General features: G+C 71.7%; 21 protein-coding genes. 7 read left to right on the top strand and 14 right to left on the bottom strand.

The genetic code is table 11. The features are described from left to right. Positions 1 to 1161, top strand: coding sequence for a DUF5925 domain-containing protein (locus F8568_RS27140; protein ID WP_236009184.1), 1161 nt, complete (start codon positions 1 to 3; stop codon positions 1159 to 1161). 140 nt (positions 1162 to 1301) lie between these two features. Here the strand turns inward: F8568_RS27140 and F8568_RS27135 are convergent, their stop codons facing one another. The 12 genes from F8568_RS27135 to F8568_RS27080 form a co-directional block, all read right to left on the bottom strand. After that, positions 1302 to 2483 carry a trans-sulfuration enzyme family protein gene (locus tag F8568_RS27135; RefSeq protein WP_151596526.1) on the bottom strand — a complete coding sequence of 394 codons (1182 nt, stop codon included), beginning with the start codon at positions 2481 to 2483 and terminating at the stop codon, positions 1302 to 1304. 352 nt (positions 2484 to 2835) lie between these two features. Beyond that, positions 2836 to 3651 (bottom strand): DUF2470 domain-containing protein, encoded by an 816-nt coding sequence (locus F8568_RS27130; RefSeq protein ID WP_151596525.1) that lies wholly within the window; start codon positions 3649 to 3651, stop codon positions 2836 to 2838. 104 nt (positions 3652 to 3755) lie between these two features. Continuing rightward, a complete protein-coding gene (locus tag F8568_RS27125) occupies positions 3756 to 4256 on the bottom strand; it encodes a MarR family winged helix-turn-helix transcriptional regulator (protein WP_236009183.1) in 501 nt (166 codons plus the stop codon). Between the two features lie 82 nt (positions 4257 to 4338). Beyond that, positions 4339 to 5427, bottom strand: coding sequence for a hypothetical protein (locus F8568_RS27120; protein WP_160573772.1), 1089 nt, complete (start codon positions 5425 to 5427; stop codon positions 4339 to 4341). A gap of 24 nt (positions 5428 to 5451) precedes the next feature. Next, positions 5452 to 6753 carry an MCE family protein gene (locus tag F8568_RS27115; RefSeq protein ID WP_151596524.1) on the bottom strand — a complete coding sequence of 434 codons (1302 nt, stop codon included), beginning with the start codon at positions 6751 to 6753 and terminating at the stop codon, positions 5452 to 5454. Beyond that, entirely contained in the window at positions 6750 to 7844 is a 1095-nt protein-coding gene (locus tag F8568_RS27110) for an MCE family protein (RefSeq protein ID WP_151596523.1), read from the bottom strand. The genes F8568_RS27115 and F8568_RS27110 overlap by 4 nt, the downstream gene beginning before the upstream one ends. Then, positions 7844 to 8890 (bottom strand): MCE family protein, encoded by a 1047-nt coding sequence (locus F8568_RS27105; RefSeq protein ID WP_151596522.1) that lies wholly within the window; start codon positions 8888 to 8890, stop codon positions 7844 to 7846. Before F8568_RS27105 ends, F8568_RS27110 begins: the two co-directional genes overlap by 1 nt. Beyond that, complete coding sequence (locus F8568_RS27100; protein ID WP_151596521.1) at positions 8890 to 9921, bottom strand: MlaD family protein; 1032 nt, start codon at positions 9919 to 9921, stop codon at positions 8890 to 8892. Before F8568_RS27100 ends, F8568_RS27105 begins: the two co-directional genes overlap by 1 nt. Further along, the gene (locus tag F8568_RS27095) at positions 9921 to 10997 is read right to left on the bottom strand and encodes an MCE family protein (protein WP_151596520.1); all 1077 of its coding nucleotides are present in this window, start codon (positions 10995 to 10997) and stop codon (positions 9921 to 9923) included. The genes F8568_RS27100 and F8568_RS27095 overlap by 1 nt, the downstream gene beginning before the upstream one ends. After that, positions 10994 to 12052 carry an MCE family protein gene (locus tag F8568_RS27090; protein ID WP_151596519.1) on the bottom strand — a complete coding sequence of 353 codons (1059 nt, stop codon included), beginning with the start codon at positions 12050 to 12052 and terminating at the stop codon, positions 10994 to 10996. Before F8568_RS27090 ends, F8568_RS27095 begins: the two co-directional genes overlap by 4 nt. Beyond that, positions 12049 to 12903, bottom strand: coding sequence for an ABC transporter permease (locus F8568_RS27085; protein ID WP_151596518.1), 855 nt, complete (start codon positions 12901 to 12903; stop codon positions 12049 to 12051). Before F8568_RS27085 ends, F8568_RS27090 begins: the two co-directional genes overlap by 4 nt. Continuing rightward, complete coding sequence (locus tag F8568_RS27080) at positions 12903 to 13706, bottom strand: MlaE family ABC transporter permease (RefSeq protein ID WP_151596517.1); 804 nt, start codon at positions 13704 to 13706, stop codon at positions 12903 to 12905. The genes F8568_RS27085 and F8568_RS27080 overlap by 1 nt, the downstream gene beginning before the upstream one ends. 290 nt (positions 13707 to 13996) lie before the next feature. Here F8568_RS27080 and F8568_RS27075 point away from each other — a divergent pair, with 290 nt between their 5' ends. From F8568_RS27075 to F8568_RS27065, 3 genes are all read left to right on the top strand, one after another. Further along, a complete protein-coding gene (locus tag F8568_RS27075; protein ID WP_328601036.1) occupies positions 13997 to 14533 on the top strand; it encodes a MarR family winged helix-turn-helix transcriptional regulator in 537 nt (178 codons plus the stop codon). Positions 14534 to 14635: 102 nt separating this feature from the next. Next, positions 14636 to 15547: an aggregation-promoting factor C-terminal-like domain-containing protein gene (locus F8568_RS27070; protein WP_151596515.1), complete on the top strand. Its 912-nt coding sequence runs from the start codon at positions 14636 to 14638 to the stop codon at positions 15545 to 15547. A 114-nt stretch (positions 15548 to 15661) separates the two neighbouring features. Beyond that, a complete protein-coding gene (locus F8568_RS27065) occupies positions 15662 to 16303 on the top strand; it encodes a TetR/AcrR family transcriptional regulator (RefSeq protein ID WP_151596514.1) in 642 nt (213 codons plus the stop codon). Positions 16304 to 16331: 28 nt separating this feature from the next. Here F8568_RS27065 and F8568_RS27060 read toward each other — a convergent pair whose 3' ends face one another. Continuing rightward, positions 16332 to 17558: a COG1361 family protein gene (locus F8568_RS27060; RefSeq protein ID WP_151596513.1), complete on the bottom strand. Its 1227-nt coding sequence runs from the start codon at positions 17556 to 17558 to the stop codon at positions 16332 to 16334. A gap of 439 nt (positions 17559 to 17997) precedes the next feature. Here F8568_RS27060 and F8568_RS27055 point away from each other — a divergent pair, with 439 nt between their 5' ends. Further along, complete coding sequence (locus F8568_RS27055; protein WP_151596512.1) at positions 17998 to 18825, top strand: NAD-dependent epimerase/dehydratase family protein; 828 nt, start codon at positions 17998 to 18000, stop codon at positions 18823 to 18825. An 80-nt stretch (positions 18826 to 18905) separates the two neighbouring features. After that, positions 18906 to 19553, top strand: a complete 648-nt coding sequence (locus tag F8568_RS27050) for a TetR/AcrR family transcriptional regulator (protein ID WP_151596511.1) — start codon at positions 18906 to 18908, stop codon at positions 19551 to 19553. A gap of 61 nt (positions 19554 to 19614) precedes the next feature. On the opposite strand, the gene F8568_RS27045 is transcribed toward F8568_RS27050, so the two are convergent. Beyond that, the gene (locus F8568_RS27045; RefSeq protein WP_151596510.1) at positions 19615 to 21078 is read right to left on the bottom strand and encodes a flavin-containing monooxygenase; all 1464 of its coding nucleotides are present in this window, start codon (positions 21076 to 21078) and stop codon (positions 19615 to 19617) included. An 84-nt stretch (positions 21079 to 21162) separates the two neighbouring features. Between F8568_RS27045 and F8568_RS27040 the strand changes: the two genes are divergently transcribed. Beyond that, complete coding sequence (locus F8568_RS27040) at positions 21163 to 21783, top strand: TetR/AcrR family transcriptional regulator (RefSeq protein ID WP_328601035.1); 621 nt, start codon at positions 21163 to 21165, stop codon at positions 21781 to 21783. The last annotated feature ends 59 nt before the right edge of the window (positions 21784 to 21842 follow it).

The following is a 21842-nucleotide window of genomic DNA, read 5'->3' as shown; positions in this document are numbered from 1 at the left end:
ATGACCATGTCGCAGGAGAGGCCGCAGGACGTCCTGCAGCTCGTCGGGCCGGGGGCGGACGCGTCCGATTCCGGTTCCGAGGCTGCGCTGCCCGTGGTCTTCAACCTCAGCGACAACAACTCCCCCGCCGACGTGATGGACGTGCTGTCGCTGCGCCCGTTCGCGTCCGGCGAGCAGCCGTGGTCGCGGTCGACGCGGCTGGATCACGTCCGCCCGGAGGCGCCGCTGCGCCCGGACGGCGCGCGCCTGGTGCGGGTGGCCCGCGAGAAGGGCAAGGAGTCGGTGCTGGCCGAGGGCGACGGCTGGACGCTGCTGACGAACCGGTGGAAGAACGGCAGCGCGTACCTCGCGGTGTCGGCGGTGTCGGACGCGCTGGCGGAGTCGGTGCTGGACGCGTCGGTGAAGGACGCGACGGATCCGCCGAAGACCGACGAGACCAGCGTCGAGATGGGCTTCTGGCACATGGGGACGCACGGGCCGTCGCGCGACGAGCGGGCGATCTCCGCCGACGCGTGGGAGGACATCCGGGGCAACTACCCCGGTGCGGTCGCCGACGCGCTGGACCGGGTGATGAAGCTGACGCGGGACGAGGTGGCGGGCCGGCTCCTGCTGCTGCACGGCCCGCCCGGCACCGGCAAGACGACGGCGCTGCGGGCGCTCGCGCGGGCGTGGGGCAAGTGGTGCCAGGCCGACTGCGTGCTCGACCCGGAGGCGCTGTTCGGCACGCCCAGCTACCTGATGGAGGTGGCGGTCGGCGACGACGAGGACGAGAACCGCCGCTGGCGGCTGCTCATCCTGGAGGACTGCGACGAGCTGATCCGCGGTGAGGCGAAGCAGTCGACGGGCCAGGGCCTGTCGCGGCTGCTGAACCTGACCGACGGGATGCTCGGGCAGGGCCGGGACGTGCTGGTGGCGATCACCACCAACGAGGATCTGGCGATGCTGCACCCGGCGGTGGTGCGGCCGGGCCGCTGCCTCGCCCAGATCGAGGTGGGCCGGCTGTCCCGCGAGGAGGCGGTGGCGTGGCTGGACGGCTCGGACGCCGCGTCCGAGATCGGCCCGGACGGCGCCACGCTCGCCGAGCTGGCCGCGCTCCGCAAGGGCGAGCAGCGCCCCGAGACCCACGCCCCGCCGTCCACCGCGACCGGCTTCTACCTCTGACCTTTCGTTGACTTGCGGCGAGGCGGGGGGGGGGGGGGGGGCCCCCCCCCCCCCCCCCCTCCCCGGGCGGGGGGGGGGGGGGGGGGGGCGGCCGGCCCCCCCCCCCCCCCCCCCCCTCGCCGCAAGTGAACGTGGTTCGGTCAGGGGGTTTTGGCGAGGGCCTGGTCTATGTCGTGCCAGAGGTCGTCGGGGTCTTCCAGGCCCACGGCTAGTCTCACGGTGCCTTCGCCGATGCCGGCGGCGGCGAGGGACGCGGCGTCCATCTGGCGGTGCGAGGTGCTCGCGGGGTGCATGACGAGCGTGCCGGTGTCGCCGAGCGACGGGCTGAGCGACACCAGCCGCACCGACTCGCTGAACACCCGCCCCGCCTCGCGCCCGCCGGACAGTTCGAACGACAGGACGCCGCCGGCGCCGTCCGGCAGCAGCCGGCGGGCGAGGTCGTGCTGCGGGTGGTCGATGAGCCCCGGGTAGTGGACGCGGTCGACGGCCGGGTGCCCGGCGAGGCGGCGGGCGAGGTCGAGGGCGTTCGCGCTGTGCCGCGCGATCCGCATCGGCGCGGTGGCGAGTCCGCGCAGGGTCAGCCAGGCGGCGAACGGGTCGGCGGTGGAGCCGAGCTCGACGGCGTGGTCCCAGACGCGGCGGTGCACGTCCGGGTCGGCGAACACGGCGGCGCCGCCGACGACGTCGCCGTGCCCGCTGAGGAACTTGGTGACGGAGTGGACGACGATGTCGGCGCCGTGCTCGAGGGGCCGGAACAGCAGCGGCGCGAACGTGTTGTCGACGACGGTGACCACGCCCGTCCCCCGGACGGCGGCGGTGAGCGCGGGGACGTCGGTGACGTGCGTGGTCGGGTTCGAGACCGTCTCCAGGTAGAGCATCCGCGTGTTCGGGCGCAGCGCCTCCCGCACCTCGGCGGGGTCGTCGCCGGGGATGTGGGTGAGCTCGACGCCCCACCGGTCGGCGAGGTCGTGCAGCAGCGCGTACGTGCCGCCGTACAGCGACGACTGCGCGATGACGTGGTCCCCGGACTTCAGCAGCGCCGTCAGGATCCCGTTGACCGCGCCCATCCCCGCGGCGGTGGCGAGGGCGCCGGTGCCTCCCTCGATCTCGGCGAGGGACTCTTCCAGGGAGCGGACGGTCGGGTTGCTCATCCGCCCGTACAGGAACGCCTGGCCGGGGCCGTGGAACGCGGCGGCGAGGTCGTCGGCGGCGTCGAAGGCGAACAGGTGGCCCTGGTAGATCGGCTGGCCGAGCGGGCGGCTGCCGGACGGCGCGATCACGGGCGGGTGGACGGCTCGGGTCTGCGGGTGAAGTCCGGTCATGGCCCCAGCCTGCGGGGCGGCGGCGGGCGGGCGGCAGAGCCAATCGCGGGCAGTGGCCTGGATCCGGTCCCGCACGGGTTTCGACCAGTGGCCCGGACCACGCCCCCGGCTTCCGCTCCGCGGCACCGGACCACCGGCCCGGCCGGGGCCGCTGCCGTCCCGCCGCCCGGTACGGTTCCCGTCCGCCTGCTCACCCACCCCGCGAGGGCGAGCCGGCGGCCGGGGCGTCCCGGGCGGGCGTCGGGCGGCGTCCCGCGGCCGGAGACCCGAGCATGACCCGGCTGGAACGGTCCGCGCTATCCGGGAGATCACGGCCATATAGATGGACTTTTCGGCGTTCGTCCCGTACGGACTACGGGGCCGCGTGCGCGAACAGGTGCCGGTACATCCGGCGCAGGCCGTGGAGATCACTGACCGGTTCGTCGAACGTCAGCCGCAGGTCGAACGTCCCGCCCGCGTCCGGCGACGGCGCGGAGCAGCGCAGCCACATTCCGTACCGGTCCAGCCCGAGCGGCCGGACCTCCGGCGGGCCGTCCGGCGATCCGGACGGCCCGCCGGACGGAGCCGCCGACACCGGCAGCAGGCCCTTCAGCTCGCCACGGTGGCAGGAGTCCAGATGCGCCAGGATGCCCGCGCCGATGGCGACGAACGGGTCCGGCGCGCCGGCGGCGTACTCCTCGGGCTCGAGGGTCGCGCCGCCCCAGGCGTCCTCGATCTCCACCTGCGCGACGTCCATGGTCAGCACCGTCCACGTCCGGTCCCGCGGCGGCTCCTCGGCGGCGAGGTCGAGCAGTTCGGGACGCGGATGCGGGCGCGACAGCCGCAGCGCCGCGCCCCGCAGCCCGGCCGGCGGCAGCTCGGTCAGCCACCCGTGCAGCCACGCCCGGCCGCGCATCCGGTCGGCGAGCGGGACCGGCGCGACGTCGCTGATCCGAAGCGTGGCGGGCCGGCCGTCCGCCCGGTCCAGGGCCTTGACCAGCGCGGACTCCACCGGCAGGAGCAGCAGCGGCCGCCCGTCGAGATCCGTCGTGTACGCGGGGACGGGCGTGTGCGGCACGCCCGGCGCCACGAGGACGCCGTCGCCCATGCCGTAGGCGAGCGTCCGCGCCCGCTCCGCCGCCGTGGGCCCGGTCACCCGCGTCCCCGTCGTGTCCGCTCGCCCCACCATGGCCTCCTCGACGTACTAGGTTAGGCTTACCTAACTAAGGCTTACCTAACCACTGGGGAGCGCGATGGACAAGCCCCGGCCCAGGGTCCGTACAAGAGACGCGGCTACCTCAGGGCCCCGAGCTCCTTGCGGGCGGTGGTGCGGAGGGTGCGGAGGGCCGAGACGAGGGCGCGGCGCTGGTCGTCGGTGAGGGGGCCGGCGAAGTGCTCGCGGAGCGTCTCGGCGTGCACCCGCAGCGCCTCGTCGAGCTTCGCGCGGCCGGCGCCGGTGAGCTCGACGAGGTGGCGGCGCCGGTCGCCCGCGTGCGGGCGGCGGCGGACGAGCCCCGCCTCCTGCATCCGGTCGACTAGCCGGGTCATGCCGCCGCTGGTCAGGATCAGCTCGCCGGCCAGCCCGCCCATGTCGGGGCAGTCGGCGCCCGCGTCCGACAGCCGGAGCAGCACCTCGAACACCGCGTGCCGGATGCCGCAGCGGCGCTCCAGCTCGCGGCCCGCGATGCGCTCCAGCAGTGACGCGGCGCCGAGCAGCGCGCCGAACTCGTGGATCACCTCGTCCGGCACCCGGGTGCCGCCCTCTGAGAACGTCCGCTCCGTCACCATCGACATTCTGCCCGCACCCTCTGACATGCTCCCCCCGCACAACGCGGCGCGCCCCGCACGGCTTCCACCGTGCGGGACGCGGGACGCGTCAGTTCTTCGGCGTGCTCTTGGTCGCGCTCGGGGACGGGGACGCGGCGCTGCTCCCCGGCACGAGGCCGTTGCTCCCGGTGTTCTGGTTGCTGTCGTTGACGCCGGACGGGTACTGCTTGGTGACCTTCCACTTGCCGTCGACCTTCGCGAGCGCGAGGCGCAGCAGCGTGGCGGGCTGGCTGACCTTCCCGTCCTTGGTCTGCAGGCCGATGTCGACCATGACGACCACGGTGGCGAACTTGCCGTTGACGCTCCCGACGAAGACGTCGGTGCTCTTGGACGACATGCCGACCTGGGAGTCGCTCTTGAACGCCGCCGCCAGGCCCGGCAGCGTGGACTGCTTGAACTGGTCGAGCAGGTCCCCGGCCATCAGCTTCTCGGCCTTGGCCGCCTGCGACTGGTAGTTGGACGCGTTGTAGTTGAACGCCACGTCGCCGTACTGCAGGGCCACCTTGGAGACGTCGCCGCGGGCGTCCTTGTCCGACGCCAGGTCGCTCGCCCTCGTCCACTGCCAGATCGCGAGGCTCGCCAGCAGCGCCGCGACGACGACCGTCACGACGACGCTGACCAGCGCGGACGACCCGGCGTGCTCCTTCGGCGGACGGGTCGGGGTGTAGGAGAACGGGCCGACCTTGCGGGCCGGGCGCATCGGCACCGAGGCCGCCCGCTCCTCGGCGTCCTCCTCCGGGGACTCGAGCCGCTCCGGACGGGGCTTCGCCGCCGCGGCGGGCTTGGCGAGGGACGCCTTCGCGGCGGGCTTCGCGGTCCTCGCCGCCTTCGCCGCGGGACGGGCCGGAGGCTCGTCCTCGTCGTCCTCGGCCTCGATCGCCTGGAGGACGTCCTCGAGGTCCTCATCGTCGTCGATGACCTCGATGACCCGGACCCGCCGCTTGCGCTTCGGCCGGGCGGCGTCCGGCCGCCCGGCCGCCTCCTCCGCGCCCGCCTGTGGGTCCTCCTCCTGCTGCTCCGGCGCGTCCTCGACCGCCTCGTCCTGCTCGGACGCGACCGCCTCGACCTCGTCGGCCCCGCCGTCCGGCTCGCGCTCCCGGGCGGCGTCCGCGGCTTCCTTGGTGGTCTTGGCTGTCACTTCGGTACTCCTACGGAATTGGGGTCAGTCCTTGCCCCGGCGGCGAAGCCGGGACAGGCGGGACACCACGGGCACCGAGCCCATCATGACCCTGATCAGCACCATCAGTGCCAGAACCGGGGGAACGTACACTAGCCAAACGGGCGGCCCGCCAGAAGAGTCCTTGCCGCTGTTCGCGGCGTTGCGGGCCTTCAGCGGATTGTCGAGCGCGGGATCGTGGGTGGGGATCACGTCGCCCGGGTTCTTCGCCCGGTAGGTGTTCTGCTTGACGTCCAGGTCGGGCGTCCGGCCTCCGGCGCAGGTCGGCACGGTGGCCAGCTGCGGCTGCGGCAGCGGGTACTTGTACTCCTCGGCCGCCTTGCGCTTCAGCGTGATCTCGAAGATGACGTTCAGCACCGGCTTGCCCTGGTCCAGCCCGATCACGTTGTCGAGGACGGTCTTGAGTTCCGGTGCGACCGCGAGGGTCGCCTTCAGGTCCGACAGGTAGTTCGGGTTGTAGGCGGAGATGCCCCAGTTGCCGAGCATGTCCACCGTGCAGTCGAAGTCCGGGCCGGTCTGGTCGAGCAGGTCGTTCACCGTGGACAGCAGGCCGGGGCCGCGGTCGCGCAGCTCGGCGAGCTGCCCGCGCATCTGCGCGAGCGCCGAGGTGAGGGCCGCGACGTTGTCGATGCCCGCGCCGAGCGCCCCGCGGTTCCGGTTCAGCACGCTGGTGATCTTGCCGAGGTCCCTGGTCAGCCCGTCCAGCAGCTCGGTGTTCTGCGCGAACGTCCGGGTAAGCTGGTCGCCGCCGTTGACGATCTGCCGGATCGAGTCCTCGCGGCCCGCCAGCCCCTCCGACAGCTCGTGGGTGAGCACCTTCGCGTCGTCGGGATTGATCGCGTCCAAGGACTTGATGACGGCGCCGAACAGGTCGCTGTACTTCGGCGGGACCTTCGTCTGCGACACCGGGATGACGGTACCGGGCTTCATCGGCGGGGCGCCCGCCCTGCCCGGCGCCGGGGTCAGCTCGACGACCGGCTCGCCGACCGCGGACTTGCGGGCCGCCGCCGCGGTGACGCCCTGCGGGATCTTCACCCCGCGCTCCATGTCGAGCCGGACGACGACCTTGTTCCGGTCCAGCTTCACCGAGTCGATCTTGCCGACCCGCAGCCCGAGGTAGTCGACCTCGAAGTTCGGGTGCAGGCCCGGCGAGGACTCGAACTCGGCCGTGATGTGGTACGGGCGCTCGATGAAGTCGAAGTGCACGACGTTCCGGAACGCCCACACGACCATGATCACGGCGAGTGCGCCGAACACCGCCAGGTTGATCGTCACTCGCCTGGTCATCGCCGCCCCTGCAGGATCTTGTCGAGGTCCGGGAACGCCGCCTGGAACTGCTTCGGCAGTTCGGTGCCGCCGCTGCCGCCCGTGCCGCCGGCGCCGCCCGCCTTCTTGCCCGTCTTCTTGGCGGGCTTGTCGCCGCCGAGCACCGGCGTCCCGTCCGGCCACACGATGTTCAGCAGCGGGTACAGCAGCAGCTGCCCGTCGTAGCTGGCCTTCGGCAGCTTGTCGGTGAACGTCACCAGCCCGTTGACCAGGTTCGTCAGCCGGGTGCGGTTGTCGCCGAGCTGCGCGAGGACGGGGTCGAGGTCGTCCAGCAGCCGGCCGAACCGGGCGACCCGCCCCTCCAGCACCTTGTCGTTCAGCTGGCGGGCGGCCTCGGTCAGCTTGGCGACGGTGCCGAGGATCTTCCGCTTGTCCTGGTCCAGCAGCCGGGTGGTGCGCTCGATCTCGACGGGCGCCTGGTTCAGCGCGTCGTCCCCGGCGGCCAGCGACCGGCCGAGCCGCGCGAGGTGGTCGACCGACTCGCCGAGCTGCTCGCGCTGGTCGGCGACCATCTTCAGCAAACTCGTCGCCTTCGCGATCGTGGTGTTGAGCCGGGTGCCGTTGCCGTCCAGCGCGGTGGCGCCGGCGTTGACGACGGTCGCCACGTCGTTGCCGGCGAGGGCCTGCACCAGCGGCCCCGCCTGCCCGACGACCTGCTCGAACGCCGGCTGCACGCTGGTCTGCGTGATCGCCGCGTGGTTCGCCAGGAACGGCCCGCGGTCCATGCTGGCGCCCGGCGGCATCTGCAGGTCCACGTAGTTCTCGCCGAGCAGCGACGTCACCTTGATCTCGGCGCGGGTGCCCTGCGGGATCTTGACGCCGTCCTTGATGGACAGCGTCGCCTTGGCGCGGTACCCGTCCAGCTGCACCTTGGTGACGCTGCCGATCGTGATGTCGGACATCTTCACGCTGTGCCCGGCGACCAGCCCCTGCACGTCGCTGAACTCGGCGGTCAGGGTGAGGTGCCCTTTCGGCGCCCCGACCGTCTTGTAGTCGCAGCCCGCGAGCGCGAGGACCGTGGCGAGGACGAGCAAGACGACCTTCCTGCCCATCAGTTGCCTCCGTTCTGCCAGGGACAGTTGGAGTTGGGCGCGGGAAGCGGGCAGTCGACCTCGTCGGTGTCCATCAGGCCCTTCAGCCACGTCCGCACGAACGCGTCGGTGGCGAACCGGATGTGCAGCGACTTGTCCTTCTTGCCGTAGCCGCCGATGAGGGCGCTGCTGACGCCCGGCAGCACGTCCAGCAGCTGCGCGAGCTGCTTGGTGTTGCCCTTCAGCACCAGCGCCACCCGGGTGAGGACGGCGAGGTCGTAGGGCAGCCGCCCCTTGTACTTCTGGAGCAGCTTGTCCCCGTTCTTGGACAGGTCCAGCACCGCGCTGATCAACTGCTGCAGGTCGCCGCGCTCGGAGGCGAGCACCTGCGTCGCCTGCCCGAAGTCCTGGATCATGGTGCCGAGCACCTGCTCGCGGCCCCGCACCACCCCGGCCATCCTGCTGAGGTTCTTCGCGACCTCGATCAGGTCCTTGTCCTGGCCCGCGACGTTCTCCACCAGCCGGGCGCTCTGCTCCAGCGTGGCGTTGAACTCCTTGCCGTTGCCGTTCACCGCGTCGGCCGCCTTGCCGAGCGCGGTGTGCATCTTCGTCGGGTCCAGCGCGTTCGCGAGGTTGGTGAAGGAGTTCAGCGCGTCGTCCACCTCGACCGGGACGCTCGTCCGCTCGATCGGGATGACGTTCGAGGTCTCCTTCGGCTCGCCCGGCTTCCAGGCCGGGTGCAGCACCAGGTTGCGCTCGCCCACCAGGTTCAGCGGGACGATCGAGGCCTGCACGCCCCGCGGCAGCGGGACGTCCCGGCCGATGTGGAACGTCACCTTGATCCGGTCGTCGAGCTGCTTCACCGAGTCGACCCGGCCGACGTCGACGCCCATGACCATGACCTTCGACTGCGGGTAGAACGAGCGCGCCTTCGGCACGTACACGGTCATCGTCCGGTCGCCGCCGGACGGGCCGAGCGAGCAGCCGCCGAGCGTGGCGGCCAGCGCCAGCGCGATCGCGGCGGCGCCGGACCTGGTCCGCCGGGAGACCCGGGTGAGCCGGCCCATCAGTTGCCTCCCTGCCCGGCGGGCGACCGCCGCGTGGAGATCGGTCCGGGCGGCTGGATCGGGCCGAGCCCGGTGAGCACGCCCTCGATCCAGGGCCCGTTGCCCTTGAGGTTCGCGACCTGCTGGAACGTCGGGCCGAGCAGCGAGAAGTCGGTGTTCAGGGCGTCCATGTTGGGCGCCAGCCGGGTCGTCAGCAGGTGCAGGTTGTCCAGCAGCGTGTCCAGCTTCTTCTGGTTCTTGGAGATGACGTTGTCGAGGGTGCGGACCGTCCGGTTGCCCTGCCCGATCGTCGCGGCGAGCTCGTTGCGCCGGTTCACCAGCGACTGCAGCAGCACCTGGCTGGCGTCGATGATCTGGCGCAGCTTGTCGTCCTTGCTCGCCAGCGTGCCGGTGATGGTCTTGCTCGCCTCGATCAGGTTCTGGATCTGCGGGTAGGAGTCGTTGAGCGTGCGCGACAGGTCCTGGATGTTCTGCAGGATCCGGTGCAGCTTCGCCGCGCCCGGCGACTTGATCGCCGACACCTCCGTCAGCAGCTTGGTCATGCTCTTCTCGTCGAGCTTCCCGACGATGTTCTGGGTGTTCTCCAGCGCCTGGGGGACGGTGAACGGGACGCCGGTGTGCTCCAGCGGGATCCGCCGCCGCGCCTCGGGCAGGCTCGCCAGGTAGGGCTTGGCGACCGGCCCGGACAGCTTCAGGTAGCGGCCGCCGAGGAGCGTCGTCGTCTCGATCTCCGCGCGGGTGTCGCGGCCGAGGTCGATGCCGGCGTTGACGTGCCAGGTGACGAGGACGCGGCCGTGCGCGAAGTCCGGCTCGACGCCGGTGACGCGGCCCGACTTCACGCCGGCGACCCGCACGTCGTCGCCCTTCTTGAGGCCCGCCTGGTCGGCGAAGTAGCCGCTCATCGTGTAGCCGCGGTCGAACAGGTGCAGCTGGCCGATCGCGAACGCGAAGACCAGCCCGGCGGCGAGCACCGCGAGCGTCACGATCGCGACGAGCCGCTGGTTGACGTCCCGCAGGGACTTGAGCGCCATCAGCCGCCACTCCCCGTCAGCATCGCCTTCAGCTTGGCCAGGTCCTGCTTGGACGGCTGCTCGGTGCCGGGCGCCTTCGGCAGCTGCATCGGGAAGGGGCACGGCCCCTGCACGATGTTCAGGCACAGCGCGTTGGTGCGCAGGAAGTGCCCGCCGTTGGCGGCGGCGAACAGCTCGCGGAGGGTCAGCGGAAGCTGCTGCACCATCTTCTCCAGCTGGTCGACGTTCAGCTGGAACGTCTCGCTGAACTTGCCGAGGTTGTCGATGATGCGGGCGAGCTGCGCGTCGTTGCCGCCGAGCACCGCGTTCAGGTTGGTGGTGACGCCCGAGATCTGCACGACCGCGTTCTCCAGCAGCTTGCGGTTGTCGGCGAACACGCCGGTGAGGGACGCGAGGTTGTCGATGCTCGCGGAAATCTGGGTGTCCCGCTTGGCGATCGCGTCGCTGACCGTCTCGTAGTCGTCGATCATCGTCTTGATCGTGTCGCGGCGCGCCTCGAAGGTCTGCAGCAGCGCGTCGAGGTTGTCGGTCAGCAGCGAGAGGTTCTGCTCGTTGCCGTCCAGCGCCTGCGCGAAGGAGAAGAGGATCTTGTTGATCTGGTTCGGGTCCAGGCTCTGGGTGAGCGGGCCGAGGCTGTTGAGGATCTCGCCGAGGTCCACCACCGACCGGGTGTGCGGCACCCGGTCGCCGTTGCCGAGCCTCGCGGGGCTGGTGCCGGGCTCCAGGTAGATGACCCGCTGGCCCATCACGTTGCGCCACCGGACGGCGGCGGTGGAGTCGGCGGGCAGCCGGACGTCCTTGTCGACCGCCATCCCGACGACGGCCTTGCCCCGCACCACCTTGATGCTCTTCACCTGGCCGACCGGCGTCCCGGCCACCTTCACCTGGTCGCCGGTGAGCAGGCCGGTGACGTCGTCGAACGTCGCGGTCAGCTGGTAGCGGGAGTTGAAGCTGGTGCCGAGGATCTGCTGCCCGATGTAGAAGGTCAGCAGGACGGTCACCACGAGGAAGACCAGGAACTTCGCGATCGTGGTGTACTCCGGGCCGCGCGCGGCTTTGCCGCGCACCGGGCTCATGGCCGCCCTCCCGCCGTGCCCGTGGTCTTGCTCAGGAACGGGTCGGTGGTGCACACGTCGATGAAGACCTGGCACAGGTCGAGGGAGAGCGCCTCCTTGGCCTGCGCGATCGTGGTGCCCTCCGGGCCGGGGATCCGGATGATCCTCGAGAGCAGCCCGAAGAAGCCGTTGAGGCTGTCCATCAGCACCGGCAGCTTGTCGTTCTCGGAGTGCACCGTCGCGGCGACCCCGCCGACGCTGTCGATGAGCCTGCCGATGTTCGCGCCGTGCCCGCGCATCGTCGTGCCGACGGTGTCGCCGAGCCGGCCGGCCTGCGCCAGCAGCTGGTCGATCTTGTCGGGCTTCTGGTTGATCACCTGCGACAGCGTGTTGAAGTCGCCGGTGAAGCGGGTGATGTCGTCGCCGTGCGCGGCGAGCGTCCCCGACAGGCCGTTGAGGTCGTTCAGCAGCGCCTGGATGTAGGCCCGGTCGGCGTACGTCGCGTCCACCACCGTCGACCCGTTCTGGATCAGCCGGCGCGCCGCGGGGCCCTCGCCCGACAGCCCGGAGCCGAGGGTGTGCAGGATCGTCGCCACCTCGTCCGGGTTGATCGCCTTGGTGAGGTTGTAGGCGGGCCACGCCGTCTGCGACAGGTCCTGCGGGTCAGAGGTCTTCGCGACCTTCCCGCCGTCCTTGAGGAACGGGCCGGACAGCTCGTGCGCGCCGGGGTCCAGCACCAGGTCCTTCGGCCCGAACACCGAGACCGGCTCGATCGTCGCGGTGGCCGTGTCCGGGACCTTGATCCCCTTGTCGACGCGGATCTTCACGGTGACCCGGCCGTCCCGGTCCAGCTTGATCTTGTCGACGCCGCCGACCGCGATGCCGCGGATCTTCACGTCCGACTTGCCGGGGTCCAGGCCCTGGCCCGCGGTGCCGAACGTCGCGTCGTAGTAGGTGGAGCCCGCGTACGAGGGGGTGGTGGAGATCCCGACGGCGACCGCGGCGGCCGCGATCACGCCGGCGCCGACCAGCCCGAAGATCGTCCGGGAGCGGGTGGAGAGGCTCTCGTCGCTCATCCGGTCAGCCTCACCGTGCCGCCGTGGCCCCAGAAGATGTACGACAGGAGCAGGTTCATCAGGATCATCAGGATGGTGGACTCCCGGATCGCGCGGCCCGCGGCGACGCCGACGCCGACCGGTCCGCCCGCGGCGTAGTAGCCGCGGTAGCAGTGGATGAACATCACGATGAACGCGAACACCGCCACCTTGATCACGCTGTAGAACACGTCGATCGGCGGCAGGTACAGGTGGAAGTAGTAGTCGTAGATGCCGGGCGACAGCCCGAAGTACTGGATCGTGATGAACCGGGTGGCGAAGAACGCCATGAACAGCGACACCAGGTAGAGCGGCACCAGGGCGATGACGCCGGCGGCGACCCGGGTGCACACCAGGTAGGCCAGCGAGTTGATGCCCATGACCTCCAGCGCGTCGATCTCCTCGGAGATCCGCATCGCGCCGATCTCCGCGGTGAAGCCGGTGCCGACCTGCGCGACCAGCGCCACGCCCGCGATGATCGGGGTGACCTCGCGGACGTTGGAGTAGCTGGCGACGAGCCCGGTGAACGCCTCCGCGCCGATGCGTTCCAGCCCGGGGTAGCCCTGCAGGCCGACCATCGCGCCGGTGGCCAGCGACATCGTCGCGATCACGAAGATCATGCCGCCGCCGATCACCAGCGCGCCGACGCCGACGGTGATGTCGCTGACCTGCTTGGCGAGCGTCTTGCCGTACTTGCGGCGGACGATGATGTCGACGAACAGGTGGTACAGCACCCGGCCGAGGAAGATCGGCAGATTGGCCGAGGCCGACAGCCCGGCCGTGCGGCCCTTGACGGCCCGGCCCAGCCTGCGTACGGGAGAAATGGCGACCATCAGAACCTCGGGGGGAACAGGACCTGGTAGATCATGGTGAGGATGTAGTTGGTGGCGAACACCACGATCGAGGTGACCACCACCGCCTTGTTCACCGCCCGGCCGACGCCGACCGGTCCGAGGTCGCAGTTCATGCCCATGTAGCAGGCGACCGCGGCGGCGATGAACCCGAAGATCCACGCCTTGAACAGCGTGATGACCAGGTCCGAGAACTGCAGCAGGGTCGTCGCGCCGTCGAAGAACGCGCCCGGGCTGACGCCCTGCTGGATGACGTTGAAGTAGTAGCCGCCGAGCACGCCCGCCAGGATCACCACCGAGCAGAGCAGACCGGAGACCATGCTCGCCGCCCACAACCGCGGGGTGACCAGCCGGTGGATCGGGTTGATTCCCATGACCTCCATGGCCGCGAGTTCGTCGCGGATGTTGCGGGCGCCCATGTCCGCGGTGATGGCCGAGCCGCCGACGCCGGAGACCAGCAGCGCGGCGGCCAGCGGGGCCACCTGCTGGATCATCGCGGCGGTCAGCAGCGCGCCGGTGCCCGACTGGGCGCCGAGCTGCCGGGCGATGTCGCCGACCTGCAGCGAGATGGTGGCGCCGAGCGGCACCGCGATCAGCATGACGGGCACGCTGGTCACGCGGGCGAGGAACCAGCACTGCTCGACGAACTCGCCCCACCACTGGCGCAGGTCCCAGGTGCGGCGCAGCCCCTCCAGGAGGGTCACGCACAGCAGCCCGGTCTCGTCGAGCGCGCGCTCGACCCGTCTGCGTGCCAGGTCCGGGGCCTTCGCCAGGCTCAGGGCCATCAGCCGGTGCCCTCCCCCGCGGGGGGTGCGTGAAGGGTCATCCCAGCCTCCTTCGTTCTCGGACGTCGGCGCCCATCCGATACTCCGGTTCCCTGCCCTACCACGGGGCGCCGCTGCTGTGCTGCCGGCGTGCCGCGCCACCGCGGTCTCGGTCGAGACCGGTACCACTCGCGGGCCACCAGGGTCACATGGACACAGGCGTCCCGCTTGTGATCTGGAGCACTCTATTGGAACAAGTTCTAAAAAGCGAGTACTTACATCTTGATTTGTCAGAAGCTACGATCTCCGGCGTGCGTACCGAGGCGCGGCAAGGCGCGGAACAAGCCCGGGAGGATGGCGTCGACCCGCTGGTCACCGGCATCAGGGACCGCTGGTCGGGGCAGGGCATGGCCGGCGGGCCGTGGCCGTTCATGGCGATCAGCTCCGTCGAACGGCTCCACCAGATGCTCAAGAAGGCGCTCGACACCGAGCTGAAGCGGTTCGGGCTGAGCCGCACCGGCTACTTCCTGCTGACCACGCTGGCGCTGATCGGCGCCGGGAACGCCCGGCTGAGCACCCTCGGCCGGATCCTGATGACGCACCCGACGACCGTGAAGCTGACCGTGGACCAGCTGGAGGCCGCCGGGCTCGTCGAGCGGGCCCGGCACCCCCGGGACCGGCGCGCCACCCTCGTGCGGATCACCGCGGCGGGACGCGAGCGGGTCAACGCCGCGAACCTCGCGCTGGAGGACCCGGCGGGCGCGCTCGCGCCGCTCGACGGGATGCACCGCGCGCTGTTCGAGGCGCTCCAGCCGGCCCGGCTCGCGGCCGGCGACCTCGAGCTGTGACCCCGGCGGAGCCGGCCGGACGAGCGGTGAACCGTCCGTGACATCGCCTGCGTACATCGTCATCGACAACACAGGACCCGGGCGATAAGGCAGTCTTCTCCTATGCCACAGAGTCACGGCACGCGCAGACGCACCGGTTCCGCCTCCGGCCGCACCCGCTCCGAGCAGCGGCGCGGCGGCCGGGGGCGGGCCGCGGAGCGGGGCGCCGGCGGCCGCGGGGCGGCCCGGGTCCCGGCGCCGAGGCAGTCCCCCGAGGCGCTCGACGCGCTCGCCTCGTCCGACCCGTACGGGCCTTCCGGACCTTCCGGTCCGTACGGGGGCGGGCCGCGGGATCTGCCCGCGCGCTACCGCCCCGAGAAGCGGCGGCGCGCCTGGAAGCTGCTCACCCACAACGTCACCATCACGGTCGCGGGCATCGCTGTGCTCGCGGGCGCGGTGGTGTTCGTCGACTGGAACAAGCTGCTGGGCGAGGCCGACCCGCCGAAGGTCGCGGCGAACGGGCCCGTGTCGACCAACGACATGCTCGCCCGTCTCCAGGGCTTCGACATGGACGCCATCACCGCCGACTCCATAGCGAGCGCCAAGGAGCGGGCCTACAAGGAGCACCAGGCGTACCTGAAGAAGCTCAAGGAGCAGGCCAAGAAGGACGCGGCGGCCCGCGCGAAGCTGAAGGCCGAGAAGGAGAAGGAGCGGCTCGCCAAGTCCAACCCGAGCGCCGCGCAGAACAAGGCGTACGGCAAGAAGATGAACGCGGCCAAGGGCTGGGGCAACTGCTGGTCGTCGCTGCTGACGCTCTGGAACCACGAGAGCGGCTGGAACGAGCGGGCCGTCAACCCCGGCAGCGGCGCGTACGGGATCCCGCAGGCGCTGCCCGGCTCCAAGCTCGCGAGCGCGGGCGCCGACTGGCGCACCAGCTCCCCCACGCAGATCGCGTGGGGTCTCGGCTACATCAAGGCCCGCTACCACGATCCGTGCGGAGCGTGGTCGTGGTGGTCCGCACACCACTGGTACTGAGTTGCGTCCGGCGGTGCGATCGGTAGGGCGAACGGTAGGGGCGGCCGGCCGGCGCCGGGACGTGATCGGCGCCGCGTGCTGGTGGCCCGGCCGCGATCCGGGCACGATGTGGGGATGACCACGAGCAGGACGCGCCCGGCGGGCGGCGCGGGCGAGGCCGGGCCCGACCGGCGGCAGTGGGCGCGCGCGGACGCGACCCGGCAGGCGCTGCTGACCGCGGCGCAGCGGGTGTTCGCCGACCGCGGCTACGCCGACGCGGGCATCGCCGAGATCGTCGAGCGGTCCGGCATCAGCGTCGGCAGCCTGTACCACCACTACGGCGGCAAGGCCGGGCTGTACGTGGCGCTGTGGGAGGAGCTCACCGAGGAGCAGGAGGACAGCGCCGCGCGGGCGGTGTCCGCCGCCCGCAAGGCCGGCGAGGACGACCCGATCGCGCTGTTCATCGCGGGCGCCCGCGCCTACCTGCGGGTGTGCTGGGAGCGGCGGGAGGCGGCGCGGCTGTTCCACGGCGGCGAGGGGCCGTCCGGCTCGTCGCTGATGCGCCGCAGCCGGGCACAGCACTGGATCGCGCAGAACACCAAGCTGCTGCACGGCACCGCCGGGACCCCGGCGGGCCGCGCCGGGCAGGTGCTGAGCCTGGTGCTGACCACCGTGATCGGCGAGGCGGGCCGGGAGATCGCGACGGCCGAGGGCGAGGCGGAGGCCGCCGAGATCATCGACGAGGTGTGCCGCATCCTGATCCGGCTGGCCCGCTGACGGCCCCGCCGGCTCTGCGGGCCGCGGGCTAGCGGGCACGGGCGGGCAGGAGCGCGAGGCGCGGGCCGCGGCGCCGCCTGGCGGCGGGCTCCGGCTCCCGCCAGTTCACCTCGGGCGCGGCCTCGGCGCGCAGCGCCGCCTGCGCTTCCGGGGTCGTCCAGGACGCGACCGTCCACACCGCCGCGGGCCGCGGGTCCGCCTTCCTCGGCCGGGGCCGTACCGGCTGCGGCGGGACGGGCCGCACCGGCCGCCCGGCGGGGCGGACCGGCGCCCCGGCGGGGCGGTCGCGGGCGCCGCGCGGGTGGAGGCGGCCGGGCCGCCGGGGCGAGACGCCCTCCCGGCGGGCCAGCCGCAGTCTGAGGAGCAGCAGCGCCACCGAGGAGGCCATCGCGGCCAGCACGCCCGCCTGCAGGGCCGTCAGGTCGTCGAGGTCCGAGGAGTCGGCGGGCAGCGCGCGCAGGTTCGCCACCGGCACCGGCGCGATCGGGGCGGGCGCGGTCCGGGGGCCGACGACCGGCGGCAGCACGACGTCCGGCCCGGTCAGGCCGGGCACGCTCGCGGCCGTGATCGGCGGGACGCCGGGCGGCAGGGAGGTCGGGCCGATGCCGGGCGGCAGCGCGCCGGACGGCTCGGTGACGACGAGCGTGTAGGTCCGGGTCCGGGTGGCCGCGTGCGACGCCGACGCCCGGAGGGTGAGCCGGATCGTGCCGGGCTTCGCGTCGGCGGGAACCCGGACGGTCACGGTCGCGGACGTCCCGCCCGCTCCCACGCCGCCGAGGCCCTGCTCGGACGGGTCGGTCGTGGCGCCGCCCGTCGCCGACGCCCGCAGCACGGTCCCGGAGGCGGTCGCACCGGTCGCCGACACCCGCACGGTCGCGGTGACCGAGCCGCCGGGGCTGACCGTCGCCGACGACACCGTCGCCGCGACCGCCAGCACCGGCTTCGCCGGCCCGCCCGGATCGTCGGGCGGGTGCGTCGGCGTGTGCGACGGGGTCGGCGTCGTGGTCTGCGTCGGCGTGGGCGTGGCCGAGTCGGTGGGCGTCGGCGTGCCCGTGTCCGGCGGCGGCGTGGTCGGGTCGTCCGTCGGCGAGCCGGTCGGCGTCGGCGTGGGGCTGTCGGACGGCGCAGGCGATTCACCGGACGGGGACGTCGACGGCGCGGGCTCGGCGATCACCGGTGACGCGCCGGACACGGCGAGCACCGCCGCCACCCCGAGCCCCGCGAACACCGCACCGCCGGCCGACCGTGAGCGCACCCGCCCCCACCTCCACCTCTCGGTTTCCATCCCGATCGATGAGGCGATCGAATCAGCTGCCGAATGACGCTTCAAGGACCACGGAAAAGGTTGTCAGCGGACGACGAATTACGCCGGACCGTCAATACCCCGCATTATCAGCAAACGCGCATCGGGACGCGTGGAAGGCCCGAGCCCTCCCTCGGACCATGGCGTCCGGCGAGCCGGCGCCGTTCTCCGGACGCAGCGGACCTCCGGTGCGGCGGTCGGGCGCGGTCACCGCGACACCGTCGGGGCCAACGAATCAGCGCCGCGTCAGCAGCGATTTCGACCTCCGCACTCCGGCATTATCGAAGCCCAAAAAGAACACGCCGCGATAAATCCGCGGGTCCGCCGAGGAGCGGACCGCCGGACGAGGCCGCTGCGCCGGGCTCGCCCGCACGCTGAGAGACTGCGGGACATGACGTTGGGAAGGATCGTGCTGACGGGGGCGGCGGGCCGGGTCGGCTCCGCCGTGCGGGGGCCGCTGCGCGAGGCGGCGGGCACGCTGGTGCTGGCCGACCGGGTGCCGCTGGAGGCCGAGGCGCCGAACGAGGTGGTGCACCGGACCGACCTGTCGGACGCGGCGGAGATCATCGCGGGCGCGGACGCGGTCGTGCACCTCGCCGGGGTGCGCGACGAGGCGCCGTTCCCGGAGCTGGTCGAGGGCAACATCCTGGGCACGCAGCGAATGCTGGAGGCGGCGCGGGTGACCGGCGTCCGGCGCGTGGTGCTGGCCAGCAGCAACCGGCTGACCGGCCTGTACCCGTCCACCGAGACGGTGTCGGCGGAGATGCCGCCGCGCCCGGACGGCCTGTACGGGGTCAGCAAGGTCGCGGTGGAGGCGCTCGCCCGGCTGTACGTCGACAAGTTCGGGCTGGACGTGGTGTGCCTGCGCATCGGCAGCCTCGACGCGGTGCCGAGCGAGCCGCGCCACCTGGCGACCTGGCTGAGCCACCGGGACTGCGCCGGGTTCGTGCTGGCGGCGCTGACGGTCCCGGCGCCGGGGTTCCTCGCCGCGTACGCGGTGTCGGCGAACGCCCGGCGGTTCTGGGAGCTGGACGACAGGCTCGGCTACCGGCCGCGGGACGACGCGGCGAACCACGGCATTCCGGACACGTTCGTCGGGCCGGGCACGCCGCAGGGCGGCGACTTCGCGTCCGCCGAGTTCACCCTCCGGTACCTCGAACCGGCCACCGATGCGAACACGGGTGCACACACGGGGGCGAACGCCGACGCGCGAGAGTGACGTTTGGTTCACATGAGAAGCGACGGACCGTTATCCTGACCTCTGGGTTACCGGTTCCTGACGGAAAGTCGAAGGGGTCCATGCCAACGTCCACGTGGTTCCGCCTCAACGTCGCCAAGCGGGAACGGGTGCTCGAGGTGGCGATGCGCGAGTTCGGGGAGCACGGGTACTCGACCGGCAGCCTGAACACCATCGCCCGCGAGGCCGGCATCGCCAAGGGCTCGCTGTTCCAGTACTTCAGCGACAAGCTGGAGTTCTTCGCGTTCGTGTGCGACGAGGCGTCCCGCCGGATCCGCGAGGAGATGGAGCGGCGGATCGCCCGCGTCGACTTCGACCAGTCCTTCGACGAGTGGCTGTTCGACGTGCTGTGCGACTGGACCGAGTACATGGCCGACCACCCGCTGGAGCGGGCCGTCACCGCCGCGACGAACTTCGAGCTGGACAACAGCGTCCGGTCGGTGGTGCGCGACACCGCGAACCAGCACTACCTGCAGGTCATCCACCCGACGCTGGAGCTGTGGAAGGCGGAGGGCGGCATCCGCGAGGACGCCGACCTGCAGGTCCTCGCCACGATGATCCTCACGCTGCTGCCGTTCCTGGCGCTCGCGCCGTACTACGACGGCCTCGACCCGATCCACGACCTGCGCGGCCGCACGCCCGCCGAGCAGCGCCCGGTGGTCCGGCAGCTCGTCGCGGGCTTCCGCCCGATGTTCGCCCCGGAGAAGTAGCCGGCCGCCGGGGCCGGCGGCCGGCGCGTCCGTGCGGCGGGTGACGGGCCGGGCGCCGGGGTCAGCGGGTGAGGAGGTACTCCTCGGGCTTGGCCTTGCGGTTGCCGGCCCAGAACTCGAAGGTGTGCCCGGGCCAGAGCGTCCGGTTGACGCCCTGGTCGTCGAGGTACCAGCTGCTGCAGCCGCCCTCGTTCCAGACGGCGCGGCGCAGCCGCCGCTGCATCCGGTCGTTGAAGCGGCGGGCCGCCTCGGGCTTCGGCTCGAGCGCGACGGCGCCGGTGTCCTGCAGCAGCCGCAGGCAGCTGAGCACCTGCTGGATCTGCACCTCGATCATGAAGACGACGGAGTTGTGGCCGAGGCCGGTGTTCGGGCCGAGCAGCATGAAGAAGTTCGGCATGCCGGGGATCATGGTGCCGCGGTGCGCCTCGATGCCGGCGGCCCAGATCTCCTGGAGCTTGACGCCGTCGCGGCCGGTGACGCGCAGCTCGTTGAGCGCGTCGACGACCTTGAAGCCGGTGCCGTAGATGATGCAGTCGACCTCGTGCTCCTCGCCGTCCTCGGTGACGACGGAGTGCTCCCGCACCTCGGCGATGCCGGACGTCTCGACCGTCACATTCGGGCGGCTGAGGGCCGGGTAGTAGTCGTTGGACAGCAGGATGCGCTTGCAGCCGATGGTGTAGTCCGGGGTGACCTTGGCGCGCAGTTCCGGGTCGCGGACCTGCCTGTGCAGGTGCCAGCGGGCGAGCCACTCCTGCGGGCCCGACAGCCGCGGGTCGATGGTGAAGCCGATCGCGCGGGCCTCCAGCGCCCAGTAGATGCCGTCGCGGAACCCGCGGGCGACCCCGGGCACCTTGTCGAACACGGTGCGGACGGGCCTGGGGAAGGGGAAGTCGGGCTTGCGCTGGATCCACGGCGGCGTCCGCTGGAACAGCACCAGCTCGCCGGCCTTCTTCGCGACCCGCGGGACGAACTGGATCGCGGACGCGCCCGTCCCGATGACGGCGACGCGCTTGCCGGTGAGGTCGTAGGAGTGGTCCCACTCGGCGGAGTGGAAGGTGGTGCCCTCGAACTTCTCGATGCCCGGCAGGTCGGGGAAGGAGGGGATGTGCAGGGCGCCGATGCCGGAGACGACGGCGCGGGGGGTGAGGACGGTGCCGTCGGTGAGGGTGACGTTCCAGCGGCGGGCGTCGTCCTGGTACTCCATGGCGTCGACGCGGCTGCCGAAGCGGATGTGCTCGCGGACACGGTACTTGTCGGCGGTGCGCTCCAGGTAGGAGCGGATCTCGGGCTGCGGGGCGAACATCCGCGACCAGCCCGGGTTGAGCTCGAAGGAGAAGGAGTACATGTGCGACGGGACGTCGCAGGCGCAGCCGGGATAGGTGTTGTCGTGCCAGGTCCCGCCGAGGGCCTCGCTCTTCTCCAGGATGACGAAGTCGTGGAAGCCGGACTGCTTCAGCCGGATCGCCATGCCGAGCCCGGCGAAGCCGGAGCCGATGATGACGATCGCCGGGGCGCGCTCGCTCATATCCCGTCCTCTCGCGGTAACCTACTCGGAGTAAGTTACTATGAGTAGATTACTGACGGTAGGTCCACCGGATAGGATTCTTCTGTGAGTGCCGCCACACCGCGTCCCCCGCAGCGCCGCCGCCGGATGTCGCGCGCGGAGCGCGAGCGGCAGATGCTGGACGTGGCCGAGGAGGTCTTCGGCGAGCGCGGCTACCAGGGCACCTCAATGGACGAGATCGCCGAGCGCTGCGGCGTCTCCAAGCCGATGCTCTACGAGTACTTCGGCTCCAAGGACGGGCTGCTCGTCGCGTGCGTGGGCCGGTCCAAGGCCGAGCTGCTGGACGTCACCCAGAAGGCCATGGCGGGCGCCACCGACCCCAGGGACATCCTGTGGCGCGGGATGGCCGCCTACTTCGGCTTCATCGACGCGCACAGCAAGTCGTTCGCGATGCTGCTGCGCGAGCCGACGGCCGGGTCGCAGGAGGCCGTCGAGGCGGTGGAGGCGACCCGCCGGCAGCAGAGCGAGCTGATCTCCGGGGTGCTTGCCGCCTTCGTCCCGAACGCGGGCGAGCCGGCGATCGCCGCGTTCACCGAGATCATCATCGGCGCGTGCGAGCGGCTCGCGCAGTGGCGGACCTGGCATCCCGAGGTGAGCGTCGAGGACGCCGCCCGGTACATGACCGACTTCTGCTGGCACGGCCTCAGCCCCTACCTCCCCCGTTGACTTGTGGCGTGTCGTGGTTCTGAGCGCCTTCTTAACCACGACACGCCACAAGTCAACGG

Origin of the sequence: Actinomadura physcomitrii (assembly GCF_008923205.2) — a bacterium.
In the GTDB taxonomy this organism is placed as follows: domain Bacteria; phylum Actinomycetota; class Actinomycetes; order Streptosporangiales; family Streptosporangiaceae; genus Spirillospora; species Spirillospora physcomitrii.
The sequence above is the reverse complement of the archived record's forward strand: the minus strand, read 5'-3'. Positions and strand labels throughout refer to the sequence as shown.

Bases quoted from the DNA above. Each gene is read 5' to 3' on its own strand.
- F8568_RS27045 (WP_151596510.1), bottom strand. From the start codon at position 21,078: ATGAGCGAGCGCGCCCCGGCGATCGTCATCATCGGCTCCGGCTTCGCC.
- F8568_RS27100 (WP_151596521.1), bottom strand. From the start codon at position 9,921: ATGGCGCTCAAGTCCCTGCGGGACGTCAACCAGCGGCTCGTCGCGATC.
- F8568_RS27125 (WP_236009183.1), bottom strand. From the start codon at position 4,256: ATGTCGATGGTGACGGAGCGGACGTTCTCAGAGGGCGGCACCCGGGTG.
- F8568_RS27140 (WP_236009184.1), top strand. From the start codon at position 1: ATGACCATGTCGCAGGAGAGGCCGCAGGACGTCCTGCAGCTCGTCGGG.
- F8568_RS27130 (WP_151596525.1), bottom strand. From the start codon at position 3,651: ATGGTGGGGCGAGCGGACACGACGGGGACGCGGGTGACCGGGCCCACG.
- F8568_RS27115 (WP_151596524.1), bottom strand. From the start codon at position 6,753: ATGACCAGGCGAGTGACGATCAACCTGGCGGTGTTCGGCGCACTCGCC.
- F8568_RS27080 (WP_151596517.1), bottom strand. From the start codon at position 13,706: ATGGCCCTGAGCCTGGCGAAGGCCCCGGACCTGGCACGCAGACGGGTC.
- F8568_RS27095 (WP_151596520.1), bottom strand. From the start codon at position 10,997: ATGAGCCCGGTGCGCGGCAAAGCCGCGCGCGGCCCGGAGTACACCACG.
- F8568_RS27085 (WP_151596518.1), bottom strand. From the start codon at position 12,903: ATGGTCGCCATTTCTCCCGTACGCAGGCTGGGCCGGGCCGTCAAGGGC.
- F8568_RS27050 (WP_151596511.1), top strand. From the start codon at position 18,906: ATGCCAACGTCCACGTGGTTCCGCCTCAACGTCGCCAAGCGGGAACGG.
- F8568_RS27090 (WP_151596519.1), bottom strand. From the start codon at position 12,052: ATGAGCGACGAGAGCCTCTCCACCCGCTCCCGGACGATCTTCGGGCTG.
- F8568_RS27065 (WP_151596514.1), top strand. From the start codon at position 15,662: ATGACCACGAGCAGGACGCGCCCGGCGGGCGGCGCGGGCGAGGCCGGG.
- F8568_RS27135 (WP_151596526.1), bottom strand. From the start codon at position 2,483: ATGACCGGACTTCACCCGCAGACCCGAGCCGTCCACCCGCCCGTGATC.
- F8568_RS27105 (WP_151596522.1), bottom strand. From the start codon at position 8,890: ATGGGCCGGCTCACCCGGGTCTCCCGGCGGACCAGGTCCGGCGCCGCC.
- F8568_RS27110 (WP_151596523.1), bottom strand. From the start codon at position 7,844: ATGGGCAGGAAGGTCGTCTTGCTCGTCCTCGCCACGGTCCTCGCGCTC.
- F8568_RS27070 (WP_151596515.1), top strand. From the start codon at position 14,636: ATGCCACAGAGTCACGGCACGCGCAGACGCACCGGTTCCGCCTCCGGC.
- F8568_RS27055 (WP_151596512.1), top strand. From the start codon at position 17,998: ATGACGTTGGGAAGGATCGTGCTGACGGGGGCGGCGGGCCGGGTCGGC.